This window comes from Desulfovibrio sp. 86, from assembly GCF_902702915.1.
Taxonomy (GTDB): domain Bacteria; phylum Desulfobacterota; class Desulfovibrionia; order Desulfovibrionales; family Desulfovibrionaceae; genus Desulfovibrio.
Genome location: NZ_LR738849.1, coordinates 2,334,420 through 2,350,206, shown reverse-complemented (window position 1 = coordinate 2,350,206; position 15,787 = coordinate 2,334,420). Strand labels below are relative to the sequence as shown.

Sequence of the window (15,787 nt, the reverse complement as noted above, 5' to 3'; positions counted from 1 at the left end):
GCATCTGCGGCGCGGCAGTCACGCTCGCGCCGTGCGGTCTGGCAGTGCATGTCAGCCCGCATCAGATTTTCACTAAGGGAGGCGCAGCGCCATCCCCCCAGGAACAGGCCGCAGGCCGCAGCCCCAAGGAGAATATTTATGGATATCGACAGCATCCTTCTCGATGCCGAAGACCGCATGGAAAAAGCCCTTGCCGCTCTTGACCGCGAGTTTGCCAAACTGCGCACGGGACGCGCCACCACCGCCCTTGTGGACGGCATCAAGGCCGACTATTATGGAACCCCCACGCCCATCAGCCAGATGGCCTCGGTAGCCGTGCCCGACAGCCGCACCCTGACCATCCAGCCCTGGGACAAGGGCGGCATAGCCCTCATTGAAAAGGCCATTCTCAAGTCAGACCTTGGCCTTACGCCAGTCAACGACGGCAAGGTCGTCCGCATTGTCATGCCCCCTCTGACCGAAGAGCGCCGCAAAGACCTGAGCAAGGTGGCGCGCAAGTACAGCGAGGACGCCAAGGTGGCGGTGCGCAATGTGCGCCGCGATGCCAACGACAGCCTGAAAAAGCTTGAAAAAGACAAGGTTATTACCGAAGACGACCAGAAGCGCGCCACCGAGGATGTGCAGAAGCTCACGGACAAGTACGTGGCTGATGTGGACAAAAAGTGCGCTGCCAAAGAAAAGGAAATAATGGAAATCTAGGGAAACGCTGATGTATTCCGTTTGGCGGTTTTGCTTCACTTTTTTTGAAACAGTCGAGGACGAAAGAGTCCACTCCTGTTGCAAAAAAAGATCGCGCCTTGCCAAAGGAAATACCAGCGCGTTTCCAGGAAGCTCTTTAGAGCAGATTAACTTTGAGAATATACATTCTCAAAGTTTAAGGCACGCTCACTACGGCGTTTAACCGCGCAGATAAACTGCGCTTACGCCTTCGCGGCGGGCGCCTGCTCACGCAGCCGCCAGAGCAATTTCAAGCGGCAGCCGTTAGGCGACGAAGAAACCTTACGGATGGCGACGGCATCGCTAGTGAAATTGCTCTAATCAGTGCTCCCCAAGGGCAATGTGCCTTTGAAAAACGGATAGTCCCGCTACGGGCCGTGGCCCGCCGCGTTCACTGAGGACGGGGCGGGTTGCGGCGCGGTTCGCCTGTCCCGCCGGACTGTTCTGGCGCAGAACCCGGACGGGCCAATACCCCAGGGATTTTTCCCTACAGGCTGAAAGTATGACGCAACAAAGCACGCCCCCGTCCGGCCAGCCTCCCAGCCGGACGCCAGACACGGATCCCGCCCCGCAGGCCGGACCGCCGTCGGAGCTTTTGCCCGAACTGTTGCCCACCCACCTGGCCATTATTATGGATGGCAACGGACGCTGGGCGCAGGCCCGCAACCTGCCGCGCGAGGCCGGGCACAAGGCTGGCGCGGAAACCGTGCGCGCCGTTGTCACCGAATGCCGTAAAATTGGCATACGCCACCTGACGCTCTACACTTTTTCCAGTGAAAACTGGAACCGCCCCAAGACGGAAATAAGCGCCCTCTTCGCCCTGCTGCTGGATTTTCTGCGCCAGGAACTGCCCCGCCTTGAAGAGCAGGGCATTGCCCTCAAGGTGCTGGGCGATCTGGACGGCCTGCCGCTGGCACAGCGCACGGCCCTGCGCCACGCCATAAAGCGCACCGCTCCCGGGCCGCACATGACCCTGAATCTTGCTCTCAATTACGGCTCCAGAGCCGAACTGGTCCGTGCTGTCCGGTCTTTTCTGCGCGAGGGCGCGCAGCCTCAGGACGTCACCGAAGAAAGCCTGGCGCAGCACCTCTATACGGCCGGGCAACCTGACCCGGACCTGCTCATCCGCACCAGCGGCGAGCAGCGCCTGAGCAACTACCTGCTTTACCAGTGCGCCTACAGTGAGCTGTACTTCACTCCGACACCCTGGCCAGATTTTGACGCCGCGCAACTGCGCCTGGCATTGGAAGCCTACGCCGCGCGCTCGCGCCGCTTTGGCAAAACACAGGAGCAAATTGATGCCCATTGAACCCACCACCAATCCCATCGACTTTCGACGCATCATAACCGGCGTGGCTCTGGCCGCAGTGCTGATGCTGGTGCTCTGGCTGCGGGGCTGGCCCCTGCTGTTCTTCATCCTGCTGGTTTCCGCCCTGGGCCTGTGGGAATTCTATTCGCTTTTCTGGGGCCCCAACGGGCGCATCTCCAGCCGCGTCTGCGCCATTGCCCTTGGTTGGGGCATGCTGTGCCTGACCTGGCTGCACCGCCCGCAAGACGCCCTTGTGTTTCTTGGCGCGGGTTTCGTGCTTTCAGCCATGAGCTTTCTTTTTCGGTGGGACGTGCTTGAAGAGGAAAACGCCTTCGTTTCCAGCGGCATATTCATGGCTGGCCTGGCCTATGTGCCCCTGCTGCTCCTGCCTGCCACCTATCTTTCCACCACCAAGCTCATCTTTGTCATAGCCGCTGTGGCCATTTCCGACACGGCGGCCTATTTTGTCGGCACGCGCTTTGGCCACCACAAGCTGTGGCCCCGCGTCAGCCCCAAGAAAAGCTCCGAGGGCGCGGTGGGCAGCCTTGTGGCCTGCGTCATCTTCTGCGCCGTCTACGGACAGATCTTCGGCAAGACAGGCTGGTTTTCCTTTGCGCTTCTGGGCATTGCGGTAAACGCCTTTGCCCAGGTGGGCGACCTTTTTGAATCCGCCCTCAAGCGCTCGGTCAACGTGAAAGATTCCGGCCACCTGCTGCCAGGTCACGGCGGTGTTCTGGACAGGGCCGACAGCCTGCTGTTCGCCATGCCCATGGTGGCCGTTGTGGACCAGTGGTTTTTCTTCTTTTAGGGAAACGCTGATTTATTTCGTTTGGCGTCGTTGCTTCACTTTTTTTGAAACAGTCGAGGACAGAAGAGTCCACTCCTGCTTCAAAAAAAGATCGCGCCTTGCCAAACAAAATAACTACGCGTTTCCAGGAGGCTCTTTACTCAGCGCTTCCTTAAACAATATGGTCACGAGCGCCTTTCCTGGTATTTTTGCGTTAAACTTCGTCTTGATATGATTGGAAATTCCTCTCGTGACGGCGTCGTCCGGTGCGTTTGCTTTTTTTTGAGGTAAAATGATCCAGCCCCGTGGCTGTGGTTCGGCAGCGACGGGCTCCCGGCGAGGGCCGCAAAAAAGTTTGCGGTACGCCACGCGGGGTACACGGTTTTTTACAGCGGCCCGGCTCAAGGGCCGCTTGAATTTTCCAGCGCCGGACCTATTTTTACACATGAGCATGCCGCCTGCCCATGGCAGCAGGTTCCAATCACGGCGGCAACAGACAGGATGCAGACATGGCACAACTCTGGCCGGGTCAGGGCGGCCCTTCCATAGACTATATCTCCGGCCCGCCGGATGCCGCCTGGAACGGCGCATGGCCGCGCAGCCTGTGCATACTGGGTTCCACCGGGTCCATAGGGCGCAGCGCTCTGGCCGTGGTTGCAAGTCATCCGCAGGCTTTCCGCATTGTCGGGCTTGCCTGCGCCCGCCAGATCGAACGTCTGGCCGAACAGGCCGCCCGCTGGCGTCCGCCGTATCTGGCGGTGCTGAACGAGGCCGCTGCCGCCGGGCTCAAAAAGCTTTTGCCGCAAGGCTATGCCCCGACCATTCTGGTGGGGCGCGAGGGCTACGCCCACATGGCCGCCCTGTCCGAAGCCTCCACCGTGCTCTCGGCCCAGGTCGGCGCGGCGGGTCTGGACGGAACCCTGGCCGCAGCCCTGGCGGGCAAGGTCGTCTGCCTTGCCAACAAGGAATCGCTGGTTCTGGCTGGCGATCTGGTGCGCCGCATCTGCGCCTGCACCGGGGCCGTCATCTTGCCCGTGGATTCGGAACATAACGCCATCTTCCAGTGCCTTGCCGGACGCGGGCAGGAGGTGAAGCGCCTTATCCTCACGGCCAGTGGCGGGCCTTTTCGTGGCCGCAGCCGTGAAGAGTTGCGGGGCATCACCCCCGCGCAGGCGCTCAAGCACCCCAACTGGAACATGGGAGCCAAGATAAGCATAGATTCCGCGACGCTTATGAACAAAGGCCTTGAGGTTATCGAGGCCTATCACCTCTACGGAACGCCCGCCCAACGCATCAAGGTTCTGGTGCACCCGCAGTCGGTGATACATTCGCTGGTGGAATTTGAAGACGGCTCGCAACTGGCGCAGCTCGGCACGGCGGACATGCGCCTGGCCATCGCCAGCTGCCTGCTCTGGCCGCGCTGCCTGCCTGTGGACGTGCCTCCCCTTGCCCTTACGGCCACGGCCCTGACCTTTCATGAGCCGGATGCCGAGGTTTTTTCCTGTCTTGATCTGGCGCGCCAGTCCCTCGCACTGCGGGGCGGGCGCTGTGTTGTTCTCAACGCGGCCAACGAGGCCGCCGTGGAGCTTTTTCTTGAAGGCCGCTGCGCCTTCCTTGACATACCCCGGCTGATCGGGGCCGCACTCAAGGCGCACGACGCCAGCGATCCCGGCCACCAGCCTTTCTGCGCCCCGCTCGAACAGGGCGCGGCCATGCCCTCCGACCGCATGGCCGCCCTGAAAAGCGAGGCCCATACCCTGGCGGAGCGCCTCACGCGCCTTGACCGCCAGAGCCGCGAGCTTGTACGCACCCTTGCCCGCGACGGAGAATCCGCATGCTGATAACCATTATAGCTGTATCCCTTGTCCTTGGCGGCCTTATCTTCTTTCACGAACTGGGGCATTTTGCCGTGGCCCGCAGCCTGGGCATGGGAGTTTCCACCTTTTCTCTGGGCTTTGGCCCCAAAATTCTCAAGCGCACATGGGGCAAGACCGAATATGCCCTGTCCCTGGTTCCCCTGGGCGGCTACGTGGCCCTGGTGGGCGAGCAGGAGGACAGCGAACTGCCCGAAGGCTTCACACGGGAAGAAAGCTTCTCGCTGCGGCCAGCCTGGCAGCGCCTGCTGGTTGTGGCCGCAGGCCCCGTGGCCAACATGCTGCTGGCATGGCTCTTGTGCTGGATTCTGGCCTTTGGCTGGGGCACGCCCCTGCTGCTGCCGCAGGTGGGCGGACTGGTGGAAAACGGCCCCGCCGCCAAGGCGGGCGTGCAGGCTGGCGACACCATCGTGCGCATTGACGGCCAGCCCATCGTTGCCTGGGACGACATGACCCGCGCCATTGCCCGCAGCAACGGACAGCCGCTCAGCGTTGTTCTTGAGCGCCCCCACAAAGCCGCCGTCAATGGCGCGGAAGGCGAGGACGGCCAGTCCACCGCCCCTGCCGGAACATCCGGTGCCGAAACTACTGCAAACACAACGGCAGATGCCGCATCCGGCCAGGGCAATCTCCCCCCCAGCATCATGACCGTTGAAATCCGGCCTGAAATGTCCGTGAGAAAAACCATCTTCGGCGAAGATGAAAAAGCCTGGCTTGTGGGCATACGCAACACGGGCGCGGTGCGCCTTGTGCAGCACGGATTCTGGGGTGCGGCTGCGGCAGGCGCGTCCCAGGCCTCGGATATGCTTGCCCTGACCTGGAAAAGTTTTGTAAAACTGGTTGAAAGGGTGGTTCCCCTGGATCAGGTGGGCGGGCCCATCATGATCATGCAGATGGTGGGCAAACAGGCCCATGAAGGCATAGCCGGGCTGCTGGCCCTGGCCGCGCTCATCAGCATCAACCTCGGGGTACTGAACCTCCTGCCCATTCCCGTGCTTGACGGCGGCCAGATTGTCTTCTGCCTGTGGGAAATGATTTTCCGCCGCCCGGTCAACGCCAGGGTGCAGGAATACGCCATGCGGGCCGGTCTGGCCCTGCTGGTCGCCCTCATGCTGCTGGCCACCTACAATGACCTCTGGCGCATCGTCAAAAGCGCCGGCTGGTTCGGGAGCGGATCGTGAGCCAATATTCCACCGGACTCGAGCTTATCCTCAACGCGGCTGAAGGCGTATTGCAAATTGTCGTTACCGACGATGAAAAAACGCTGTGCTCCCAGCAATGGCACAAAGCCGACCGCGCCACGGAAATTCTCGCTCCCGCGCTGGAAAGCCTCTGCGCCGCTCTGGACATAAAACCCACCAGCTTCCGCCGCATTGCCTGCGTGCGGGGGCCGGGCTCCTTCACGGGCATTCGGCTTGTTCTGGCGACAACCGCAGCCCTGCGCAGAACGGGCACGGCCGCCGTCGCCGGGCTGGACTACATGCAGGCCCTTGCCACAACAGCCGCGCTACGCGGGCAGCTCCTCTTCGGCACAACCATCTGGGTGCTGACCCACGCAAGGCGCAACCTCGTGCACTGCCAGTCTTTTCTGTCCTACGGCCCCATGATTCCGGCGCAGCCCGGCAGCACAGTGGACTTGTGCTCCCCGGAGGAGGCCCTCAAACGCATCGTGGCCAGCCGCACGGCCCCCCTGCCCGACGGCGTGCCCGCTGGCAGCCGCACCATATGGGTTTGCGGCAGCGGCCTTGCACGCAACGCCGCTGTTTTCTGCCCACTGGATCTGATGCGTCCCTCCCTGGACGGCACAGGCCCCAAGGCCGATGAAGGCGCGCCCATCGTCACGCTGGACGAACTGGTAACGCCAGACATCAATGCCCTGTGCCTGCTGGCCCGTCACGGTGATTTTGACGACAAGGACATTGAACCCCTGTACGTGCGGCCCTGCGACGCTGTGGAAAACCTGCCCCAACTGGCTCCGCGCCAGGGCCTGACCGGAGAAGAGGCCACGGCCTCCCTGGAGCGCCTGCTCCAGCGCCCGCCCCAGAGCGACATTTAGGGAAACGCTGATTTATTCCGTTTGGCGGCGTTGCTTCTCTTTTTTTGAAACAGTCGAGGACGGAAGAGTCCACTCCTGCTTCAAAAAAAGATCGCGCCTTGCCAAACGAAATAACTGCGCGTTTCCAGCAGGCTCTTTAATCAGGGCTTCCTTAGCAATAGGGAACATGGTGCAAGGCCTTGTGGGGGAGGGACCCTTTTGCAAAAGGGTCCCTCCCCCACGCCCCCACCCCCTAAAACCTTTGTTCGTGTCTGAGTTGACGACAGGGGTTCCCCTGGGTGCATGTTTTTTTAATGCCGCGCCTTCCTGGCTTCAGATCATCGCAAAGATAATCTGCTCGTGCCGTCCAGATGACATCCCAGAAATTTTGCCCTTTTTTGCCTTCATCAGGCTTCCGGATCTCGGCCTTACAAATGATAATTACTGCCAATTACAGCCTCTCTAGTGATTCTCTAGAAAAAGTTTTACGCTAACTACCTGTAATTAAAAATTTTATCTGTTTGACACCGAAGTTTTTATTACTGTATATTCTTGGCACCAAGAAAAGGCACTCCCTGATTGAGACTGACTGGTTCAGGGCGCAAGGCGCATCTGCCGTCATCGGAGGTCTCCAGGGTCAGGATCACGGGCGTGATCCGTCCGCATTGCCGGGCAGCCTCGAACAGTAACCAAGGAATGATCATGAAGTATTCACGCTGGCCTTCCATGCTGGCTGTTGCGGTCACATGTATGTTGTTGACCGCCCCCATGAAAGCCGACGCGGCTTCAGCAAGCTCTCCTTCTGACAATACCTCCTCTGGTGTATCCGCTTCTGCCGCCTCGAAAAAGTCACAGAAGTCCGAATCGCGCTCAGCCAAGTCTGAAAAGTCAAAAAAATCAAAATCTTCAGACAAATCTGAAAAAGCGTCCTCATCTGGCAAGTCGGCCAAGTCTGACAGCTCGGACAAATCGTCAAAAAGCCGCAAGGCCGCAAAATCTTCAACGAAAACCAAGCAGGTTTCCGAACAGGGCGCCGACAACCGCGACATCTGGCTCAAGCGCGCCCAGGAAAGTGAAGTTTTTGCCGGCAAGGCATCCTGGTACGGCCGTGATTCGCACGGCGGCGCCACTGCCAGCGGCCTCAGCTATGACATGTATACATTCACCGCCGCCCACCGCACCCTGCCCATGGGCACTGTCGTGCGGGTTACCGATCAGGAAAACGGCAAAAGCGTCATGGTCTGCGTGACTGACCGTGGCCCCTTTGTGCGCGGGCGCATCATCGACCTTTCCTTTGCCGCAGCCAAGCAGCTTGATCTTGGCAGGCGCGGCGTTGGCAAGGTGGAGCTTGAAGTCGTCAGCGATGAAAGCGGCACCCCCCTGCAAGCGGACCTGGCCTACTATGTGCACTACAGCGCGGCCATGGGCGACGAACGCATCGGCCCCTTCCGCGCGTTTGCTGACGCCGCCGCCATGCATGAGGCCCTGCGTCAGGCCCACCCCGAGGCCGAAGTGGTGCTTGACCAGTCCCGATAGGGCATTTACCACGTTGAAATGCTCATGTACGGCAGGCAAAAGCCCGCCTTCTCACATTTCGTGCCAAGGATTTTCAGAAAAATCCTTGCAGAGCAGTTAACGCATTTCATTGGTAAACTGCTCCAGCGTCAGCACACGCCAGCAATTTTGGCGCGGCACATCGTTGCGTCACGGGGAGATTCGGCCTGTTCTACGGCCCGATGCCCTGTACCTTCCCTGACGACACCCGAATGCCCGCATACGGCCCGTTCTGTATAACACAGAACGGGCCGTTTTTATCAGCCTTTGCATCGCTAACCACGCGAAAAAACAGACAAACACAAGCTTTCCCAAGATCGTCCAACCCATTGCCATAATTTACTTTATTCGATATTCAAGAAACGCGCACCTGCGCATAAAGAAGGATGTCATGGGCTTTTTTTACAGTCTGCTCTCCTCAGCCGCCTTTGGGCTCATCCCCCTGTTCAGCCTGCCGCTCATGGCACAGGGCCTTTCACCGGCCACAGTGCTTTTTTACCGTTTTTTCATAGCTACCATTGTACTGGGACTTTTTCTCGTACTGCGCGGCGAGCGCTTTTACACGTCTGGGCGCAACCTGCTCAAACTGGCGGGCATGAGCCTTATGTATGCCCTGGCCGCCCTGCTCTTCATTGAGGCTTTCACGCACCTGCCCAGCGGCGTCGTGGCCACGCTGCAATTTTCCTATCCGGTCATGGTCATGCTCATCATGATCGCCTTTTTTCACGAGCGTTTTTCCTGGATCACGGCTGTGGCCGTGGTTCTTGCCATTGCCGGAGTATACCTGCTCAGCAATGGGACCCCTGCTGGGGCAGGCCCTGCGGGAAGCGCCAAGGGCATTAACGCCTTTGGTCTCATGCTGGCGCTGGCTTCGGCCGTGTGCAACGCCATTTACATCACAAGCATTTACGCCGCGCGCATCACCAATGTCACCGGCCTTATGCTGACCTTCTATGTCATGGCTTTTGGCGCGCTCTGCTCGCTGGTCAATTCTCTGGCTTCCGGCAGCTTTCAACTGCTGGGCAGCTGGAAGGAACTGGCGCTGGCCATATTGCTGGCCGTGATCACTGCCGTAATTTCCAACTTCACCCTCATTCTGGCCGTGCAGCGCATCGGCTCCACCCTTACGTCGGTGCTGGGCGTCCTGGAGCCGGTTACCGCCGTTATCGTGGGCATACTGGTTTTCAAGGAGCCTTTCAGCCTGCCGCTTTTGCTGGGCATTGTTCTCATTGCCGCCTCCGTGGTGCTGATCATGCTGGGAGGCCATATCCGGCTGCTGCTGGCACGGCGCAAGGCGGCAAAACAGGATTAAACCTTTCAGGCTGCTTTTTTGAGCGGCCAATCCTCGCTGCACGCGCCCTGACAAGCCAAAAACAGACGCCCGGCGGCATCCAGAGCAAAGAGCCCCAAATACCGCCGGGCGGCGTCACCGCTTTTGTGGACGCAGAGCAGATACACGTTGAGGGAAGCGACGCCTGGAGGGCGTGGCTGCTCCCCCCACCCGTTTCAAACCAGTACTCTCGCTGTACTATGCCTGGCCAGATCAACCTTGAAATGCCTTATATTTCAAAGTTTTGCCTTAGACGAAAATCATAATTCCCGACTGAATCATCGCCACGTTGCGACGCGCTGCACGGTCGTGCGCGTTAGAGCCTTTACACTTTTTCAAAGTTAACATGCTCTACTATAAAAGTTTTAGGGGGAGGGGGCGTGGGGGAGGAGACCCTTTTTTAGAGCATGCAATTTTGAAAAAAATTGCATGCTCTAACGCTGCACGAGGGTGCAGCGCGCCACAACGTGGCGTGGATTCAGCCGCAAATCGCATTTTCGGCTGAATGACAACTTTGAAATGTAAAACATTTCAAAGTTAGTCTGGTTTAAAGAGGGTCCCTCCCCCACAAGACATTTCACGGCTTGCTCCCTCCTGAGGAGACTCAGACCAATCCGGCGGCCCTGGCCTCTTGAAGCCACGAGCCGAAGGCTTCCTGAGCGCGGGCGGAGTACAGAGCCTTGCGGTCTTTTTTGCGCGCCCTTTCGCCCAACTCCGGCATGAGGCCGAAATGGGCGTTGGACGGCTGAAAACGCTTGACAGGCGTGCGCAAATGGTTGATCAGGGCGCCAAGGGCGCTTTCAGCCGGGGGCGTGGGCAGCCTGGCCCCCCGGGCGCGGGCGTCCAGCAGCAGGGCCAACCACAGGCCACTGGCGGCGGACTCCACATAGCCTTCCACGCCGGTGATCTGTCCGGCAAGGAACACGCCCGGCAGCACGTTGAGCGACAGATCTTCGGCCAGCACTTGCGGCGCGTTTACGTAGGTATTTCTGTGCATGCTGCCGAAACGGGCGAATTCCACCTTTTCCAGCCCCGGCACCAGACGGAACACGCGGGCCTGCTCCCCCTGGGTCAGCTTGGTCTGGCAGCCCACAAGATTGCACGTGTCGCTGTTGGCATTTTCGGCACGAAGCTGCACAATGGCCCACGGGCGGCGTCCTGTGCGGGGATCCACAAAACCCACGGGCTTCAGGGGGCCGAAGGTCAGGGTGCGGGGGCCGCGCTCTGCCAGGGCTTCCACGGGCATGCAGCCCTCAAAATGCTTTTCCTGCTCAAATTCGTGCGCAGCCACTTTTTGAGCGTCCAGCAGGGCCTGATAAAAAACGTCATATTCCTCACGGCTCATGGGGCAGTTCAGATAATCGCCTTCGCCCTCGCCGTTTTCCTGGCCGTAGCGGGAGGCGCGAAAAACCACATCCATATTTAACGAGTGCGTCCAGACGATGGGGGCGATGGCGTCATAAAAATAGCAGTGCTTTTCGCCCAGCGCTCCGGCCAGAGAGGCAGAAAGCCCGTCTGAAGCCATAGGCCCGGCAGCCACGACAATGGCGCGCCCTTCTCCCCTGAAAGGAGCCAGCACCGTGTCGTCCAGAGACTGCACCTGATGCCGCACAAGACGTATATTGCCTTCCGATTCCACCAACTGACTCATTTGCCGTGCAAAAGCCTCACGGTCCACGGCAAGAGCCTTGCCCGCCGGTACGCGGCAGGCATCGGCCGCCTCCATAAAGCGACTGCCCAGGGCGCGCATTTCGGCCTTGAGCAGCCCCACGCCGGAGGTCAGTTCGTCCGACCGCAGCGAGTTGGAACAAACCAGCTCGGCCAGATTGTCATTGACGTGAGCTGGGGAACGGTGGAGGGGCTTTTGTTCAAACAAAACCACTTCGTGCCCGCTGCGGGCCAGCCGCAGGGCACATTCACAACCAGCAAGACCACCGCCCACCAGGGCTACGGACAATTTCTGCATATGATCTCCTCTGCCGGGCAGCTTCTAAGAAAAGCGTACTTATGGCAAGCACCCCGTAACCAGGGGCAACGCGGGCCGTTGCCTCCGGAAGTCAAAACGGCGCGACACGCGCAGCGCACAGACAGATTATTTTTTCACAAGGGCCGGGCACTCTTCCCTTTAACAGGTAAAAAAAGTACTATAAAACGATTAGTATCATCTAGGAATATCCATGGCCAAACCGGGCAGCACATTCACAACCATTCTCTGCATAGCATTGTTTTTTGCAACACTGCTTGTGATCGTGCGCGAATACACCAAAGAAACGACAGGCCACCTGTCGCAGGACATCACCACCCGTCTTGCCGAAGTGAGCCAACGTGCCGCTGACGAATTTGGACAGAATATCGATCTGCAACTCAACGAACTGCAAAGTATAGCCAACTTCATGGCGCAGGATGCCTGCACGCAACCCGGCAAATGCCTGCAGCACTACGCCCCCCTGCTGCGCGCAGCGGGCATGAAAAAATTTGCTCTGGTGGCTCTGGACGGCACGGGCTTCTGCTCCGAAAGCGGATCTGCCTTTAACCTTGAGCGCACTTATAAAAAAGAGCTGTTTCTCCGTGCGCTCAGCGGCACGGCGGGGTTTGGCGCCATTTCAGACGGCACTGGCGCCAAGCTGGCCATAGCTGTTCCCCTGATTCGGGACGACAAGGTTACTGCCATTCTTCTGGGTGAGTTTGAAGACAGTATCATGAAAAAAACTCTTGTCACAAGGGCCTTTGGCGACAAGACCAGCAACATGGTTTTTGATGACAAAGGGCGCTTGCTGTTCTGGGCCGTTGCCCCTGGCTACGACATTGAGCAGACGTTTCCGCAACTGGGAGAAAAGGGCCTGCCGTCCTCGCTTCAGGAACATCTGCTGGCTGTTTTCGCAAACCCGGGCAACCGTCCCAACCGTTTCATCAGGGACGACAATCACGCCTATTACCTGACGCACGTTTCCCTTGAAAAATATGGCTTGCAGGTGGTCTCTCTGCTGCCGGAAGAGGTCGTGGACCATCTGGTGGACAGACAGAACGCCATTACCTCCACCCTGGCCTGGCGCATGTCTGTGCTGGCTCTTCTGGTGCTGGTTTTCATCATAACCATCCTGCAACGGGATAACCGCACCATTCGCCGCCAGCAGGAGGATTACCGCTCCATCATCTCAAGCATTTCGGGGGGGGTCATCAAGTTCTCCGGTCTGCATGGCGCTTTTCAGTTTATCAGCCCCAATTTTCTCAAAATGCTTGGCTATCGGCCGGAAGAATTCGCGCAAAGGTTTGGAGAGAATTTTGCCCTGTCCATCCATGAAGCGGACCGCGAAACCGCGCTGCGCACCATGCAGCAGCAACTGGATGCAGGCATTCCCATTGATGTGGAGTACCGCACCACCGCAAAAAACGGTAACCTTGTCTGGCTGTACCATAAAGGTTCGCTCGTGCAGCCCGGTCCGGGGCAGGCTTACATACAGAGCATTGTTTTCGACATCACGCACAACAAGGAAGCCATTCAGGCCAAGCGCATTTCTGACGAGCGCTACCAGTTTATTCTGGAGCAGCACGACATCATCATCTTTGAGCAGAATCTTATCAGCGGGCATTTTTCCTGTTCCGCCAAATGGCTCCAGACCTTCGGAAGGGTTTTCAACATCCTTGAGCCAGAAGCCGAGCCGGGTCTTATTCCCGTTCATGTGGATGACAGGGAGCTTCTTAAAGACTTTCAGAAGAACGTTCATAACACTCTGCGTAAAAGCAAGGTGCTTGTGGAACTGCGCCTGCGTGACGCCAGCGGCCTGTACCACTGGTACCGCGTCGAGGCTTCAAATCTCATCAGCGCGCAGGGCAAACCCGTCTATATTATTGGGATCATCACCGACATCGACAAGCAGAAACAGCTTGAACTGCGACTACGCACCCAGGCCACGCGCGACAGCGCCACCGGCATGCACAACAAGCGCGCCACAGAGCAGGCCATCTCGCGCTTTTTGAGCCTGCACAACAATCTCGGGCCTGATGTTTTCGCCATGTTCATGATAGATTTTGACAATTTCAAAAGCATCAACGACAAGTTCGGCCATGCGGTGGGCGACAAGGCCATCTATCAGATGGCCCAGATCATACGGCGCAACTTCCGCAGCACGGACATTGTGGGCCGCGTGGGCGGCGACGAGTTTCTGGTGTTCTGCACCGAGCCCATGCCCCAGTACAAGATACGGGAACGCGCCATGGTGCTTGTCAATCAACTGCATCTGCAATGCGGCAACCATGACGATGACGACATCGCTCTGACCGCCAGCGTGGGCATAGCCTGTGACCCCACTGACGGGCGCACCTTTACCGACCTGTACAAGCATGCCGACATGGCCACATATGAAGCCAAACGGCGCGGGCGCAACCAGTGCGTCTTTTATGCGGAACTCACCGCCAGTGAACAGCAGAGCGCCCGCGAATCCCGGCAGGCAGAGGGAAAAGAGGCGTAATACCGCCGCATGGTTCCCTGAACGCAGACAAGCCTCGCCCGGCAGACCTGCCACGCAACGGACTAGAGCATTTAACACTTGAAATGCTCGATTACGGCAGGCAAAAGCCTGCCTTCTCGCATTTCGTGGCAAGGATTTTCAAGAAAATCCTTGCAGAACAGTTAACTCATTTCATTCGTTATCTGCTCTAGAACGCGCTTACGGCCACTAAAAGGTTGCCATGATAGACACGCAACATGGCGGGCAGATGCCCACCGTGACCACAGTCAGGTCGTCCTTCTTACCATTGCCCGCAGCACAACAAATCAGAAAGACCCGCATACTGCGGGTCTTTCTGATTGAAGAGTTTTAGGGGGTGGGGGCGTGGGGGAGGCGACCCTTTTGCAAAAGGGTCCCTTCCCCACAAAGCATTCAAAAATAAAATGGCACTACCCGCCAAATAAATCGCCCCGCGCAGTCGCCACAGGGCCGGGCGGGCGGCTACAGCCGTTCCACCACCTTGTCGCCCATGCTTTTGCAGCCCAGCAGTTCCTTGCCCGGCTCCATAATGTCGGCGGTGCGGAAACCGTCGGCCAGCGCCTTGCGCACGGCCTTTTCAATGTGGTCGGCCTCTTCGGGCATATCGAGGCCCAGACGCAGCATCATGGCGGCGGAGAGGATGGTGGCCAGCGGATTGGCCACATCCTGGCCCGCGATATCGGGCGCGGAGCCGTGTATGGGCTCAAACAGGCCCGGCCCGTCGGCTCCGGTGGAGGCCGAGGGCAGCATGCCCAGAGAGCCGGTAATGACCGACGCTTCGTCAGAAAGGATGTCACCAAAAATATTGCCGGTGAGGATCACGTCAAACTGCGAGGGGTCGCGCACCAGCTGCATGGCGGCATTGTCCACATACATATGGCTCAATTCCACGTCGGCGTATTCGCGGTGCATCTCGATGACCACTTCCTTCCACAAACGGGAGCATTCCAGCACATTGCTCTTTTCCACCGAGCAGACCTTGTTGCGGCGTTTGCGGGCCGTTTCAAAAGCCACCCAGGCGATGCGGCGGATCTCTTCTTCGTTGTAGACCATGGTGTTGTAGCCGGTGCGCAGGCCGTCGCGGCTTTCGATGCCGCGCGGTTCGCCAAAGTAGACGTCGCCCGTGAGCTCGCGCACCACCATGAGATCAAGCCCCCTGGCGGCGATATCGGCCCGCAGCAGGCAGGCTCCGGCCAGTTCGGGCAGCAGCATGGCCGGGCGCAGGTTGGCGAACAGCCCCAGTTCCTTGCGGATGCGCAGGAGGCCTTTTTCCGGCCGCAGTTCCGGCGTCAGGTTGTCCCACTTGGGGCCGCCCACCGCGCCAAGGTACACGGCATCAGCGGCACGGCACTTCTGCACCGTGGCTTCGGGCAGGGGATCGCCCGCGCCGTCAATGGCCGCGCCGCCAATGAGGGCGGTATCAAAGACAAACTCATGGTCGAATTTTTGGGCCGTGGCTTCCAGAACCTTGACGCCCTGAGCGATAATCTCCGGGCCGATGCCGTCACCCGGCAACAGGCAGATGGTCTTTTTCATGCAATATCCTTGTGGCAATGTTGCAGGCCGTAGCACTTCAGCCTTTTCTGCGGCGGCTTTTTCGTGGCGGAACCCCTGCCCGAACCCTTCCTGGGCAGGGGTCCCGATAGCGTCATTGTGCAGCGCGTCGGCCTTATGCCTGCCGCCGGAGCTGTATA

At 58.9% G+C, this 15,787-nt stretch carries 12 protein-coding genes; 9 read left to right on the top strand and 3 right to left on the bottom strand.

Going from position 1 to position 15,787, the window contains the following annotated elements:
• Nucleotides 1-138: 138 nt before the first annotated feature.
• From frr to tsaB, 6 genes are all read left to right on the top strand, one after another.
• Nucleotides 139-699, top strand: a complete 561-nt coding sequence (frr, locus tag DESU86_RS09570; protein ID WP_179980837.1) for a ribosome recycling factor — start codon at nucleotides 139-141, stop codon at nucleotides 697-699.
• A gap of 520 nt (nucleotides 700-1,219) precedes the next feature.
• A complete protein-coding gene (uppS, locus tag DESU86_RS09565) occupies nucleotides 1,220-2,026 on the top strand; it encodes a polyprenyl diphosphate synthase (RefSeq protein WP_269474311.1) in 807 nt (268 codons plus the stop codon).
• The gene (locus DESU86_RS09560) at nucleotides 2,016-2,834 is read left to right on the top strand and encodes a phosphatidate cytidylyltransferase (RefSeq protein ID WP_179980836.1); all 819 of its coding nucleotides are present in this window, start codon (nucleotides 2,016-2,018) and stop codon (nucleotides 2,832-2,834) included. Before uppS ends, DESU86_RS09560 begins: the two co-directional genes overlap by 11 nt.
• A gap of 488 nt (nucleotides 2,835-3,322) precedes the next feature.
• The gene (gene dxr / locus DESU86_RS09555; RefSeq protein ID WP_179980835.1) at nucleotides 3,323-4,654 is read left to right on the top strand and encodes a 1-deoxy-D-xylulose-5-phosphate reductoisomerase; all 1,332 of its coding nucleotides are present in this window, start codon (nucleotides 3,323-3,325) and stop codon (nucleotides 4,652-4,654) included.
• The gene (locus DESU86_RS09550) at nucleotides 4,648-5,868 is read left to right on the top strand and encodes a M50 family metallopeptidase (RefSeq protein ID WP_179980834.1); all 1,221 of its coding nucleotides are present in this window, start codon (nucleotides 4,648-4,650) and stop codon (nucleotides 5,866-5,868) included. Before dxr ends, DESU86_RS09550 begins: the two co-directional genes overlap by 7 nt.
• The gene (gene tsaB / locus DESU86_RS09545; RefSeq protein WP_179980833.1) at nucleotides 5,865-6,743 is read left to right on the top strand and encodes a tRNA (adenosine(37)-N6)-threonylcarbamoyltransferase complex dimerization subunit type 1 TsaB; all 879 of its coding nucleotides are present in this window, start codon (nucleotides 5,865-5,867) and stop codon (nucleotides 6,741-6,743) included. The genes DESU86_RS09550 and tsaB overlap by 4 nt, the downstream gene beginning before the upstream one ends.
• Before the next feature lie 518 nt (nucleotides 6,744-7,261).
• On the opposite strand, the gene DESU86_RS14545 is transcribed toward tsaB, so the two are convergent.
• Nucleotides 7,262-7,735 (bottom strand): hypothetical protein, encoded by a 474-nt coding sequence (locus DESU86_RS14545; protein ID WP_232088433.1) that lies wholly within the window; start codon nucleotides 7,733-7,735, stop codon nucleotides 7,262-7,264.
• Between the two features lie 34 nt (nucleotides 7,736-7,769).
• Here DESU86_RS14545 and DESU86_RS14625 point away from each other — a divergent pair, with 34 nt between their 5' ends.
• Together DESU86_RS14625 and DESU86_RS09535 are read left to right on the top strand one after the other, a co-directional pair.
• On the top strand, nucleotides 7,770-8,258 hold the full coding sequence (locus DESU86_RS14625) for a septal ring lytic transglycosylase RlpA family protein (protein ID WP_269474325.1): 489 nt from the start codon (nucleotides 7,770-7,772) through the stop codon (nucleotides 8,256-8,258).
• Between the two features lie 409 nt (nucleotides 8,259-8,667).
• Nucleotides 8,668-9,588, top strand: coding sequence for an EamA family transporter (locus tag DESU86_RS09535; protein ID WP_179980831.1), 921 nt, complete (start codon nucleotides 8,668-8,670; stop codon nucleotides 9,586-9,588).
• A 622-nt stretch (nucleotides 9,589-10,210) separates the two neighbouring features.
• Here the strand turns inward: DESU86_RS09535 and trmFO are convergent.
• Nucleotides 10,211-11,572: a methylenetetrahydrofolate--tRNA-(uracil(54)-C(5))-methyltransferase (FADH(2)-oxidizing) TrmFO gene (gene trmFO / locus DESU86_RS09530; RefSeq protein ID WP_179980830.1), complete on the bottom strand. Its 1,362-nt coding sequence runs from the start codon at nucleotides 11,570-11,572 to the stop codon at nucleotides 10,211-10,213.
• A 211-nt stretch (nucleotides 11,573-11,783) separates the two neighbouring features.
• Here trmFO and DESU86_RS09525 point away from each other — a divergent pair, with 211 nt between their 5' ends.
• Nucleotides 11,784-14,075, top strand: a complete 2,292-nt coding sequence (locus DESU86_RS09525; RefSeq protein ID WP_179980829.1) for a sensor domain-containing diguanylate cyclase — start codon at nucleotides 11,784-11,786, stop codon at nucleotides 14,073-14,075.
• Nucleotides 14,076-14,555: 480 nt separating this feature from the next.
• On the opposite strand, the gene leuB is transcribed toward DESU86_RS09525, so the two are convergent.
• A complete protein-coding gene (gene leuB, locus DESU86_RS09520) occupies nucleotides 14,556-15,629 on the bottom strand; it encodes a 3-isopropylmalate dehydrogenase (protein ID WP_179980828.1) in 1,074 nt (357 codons plus the stop codon).
• Between the last annotated feature and the right edge of the window lie 158 nt (nucleotides 15,630-15,787).

What these genes read in the sequence shown, in the direction of transcription:
- DESU86_RS09560 (WP_179980836.1), top strand. Translation starts at nt 2,016, where the DNA reads ATGCCCATTGAACCCACCACCAATCCCATCGACTTTCGACGCATCATA.
- DESU86_RS09525 (WP_179980829.1), top strand. Translation starts at nt 11,784, where the DNA reads ATGGCCAAACCGGGCAGCACATTCACAACCATTCTCTGCATAGCATTG.
- uppS (WP_269474311.1), top strand. Translation starts at nt 1,220, where the DNA reads ATGACGCAACAAAGCACGCCCCCGTCCGGCCAGCCTCCCAGCCGGACG.
- DESU86_RS09550 (WP_179980834.1), top strand. Translation starts at nt 4,648, where the DNA reads ATGCTGATAACCATTATAGCTGTATCCCTTGTCCTTGGCGGCCTTATC.
- leuB (WP_179980828.1), bottom strand. Translation starts at nt 15,629, where the DNA reads ATGAAAAAGACCATCTGCCTGTTGCCGGGTGACGGCATCGGCCCGGAG.
- dxr (WP_179980835.1), top strand. Translation starts at nt 3,323, where the DNA reads ATGGCACAACTCTGGCCGGGTCAGGGCGGCCCTTCCATAGACTATATC.
- frr (WP_179980837.1), top strand. Translation starts at nt 139, where the DNA reads ATGGATATCGACAGCATCCTTCTCGATGCCGAAGACCGCATGGAAAAA.
- trmFO (WP_179980830.1), bottom strand. Translation starts at nt 11,572, where the DNA reads ATGCAGAAATTGTCCGTAGCCCTGGTGGGCGGTGGTCTTGCTGGTTGT.
- DESU86_RS09535 (WP_179980831.1), top strand. Translation starts at nt 8,668, where the DNA reads ATGGGCTTTTTTTACAGTCTGCTCTCCTCAGCCGCCTTTGGGCTCATC.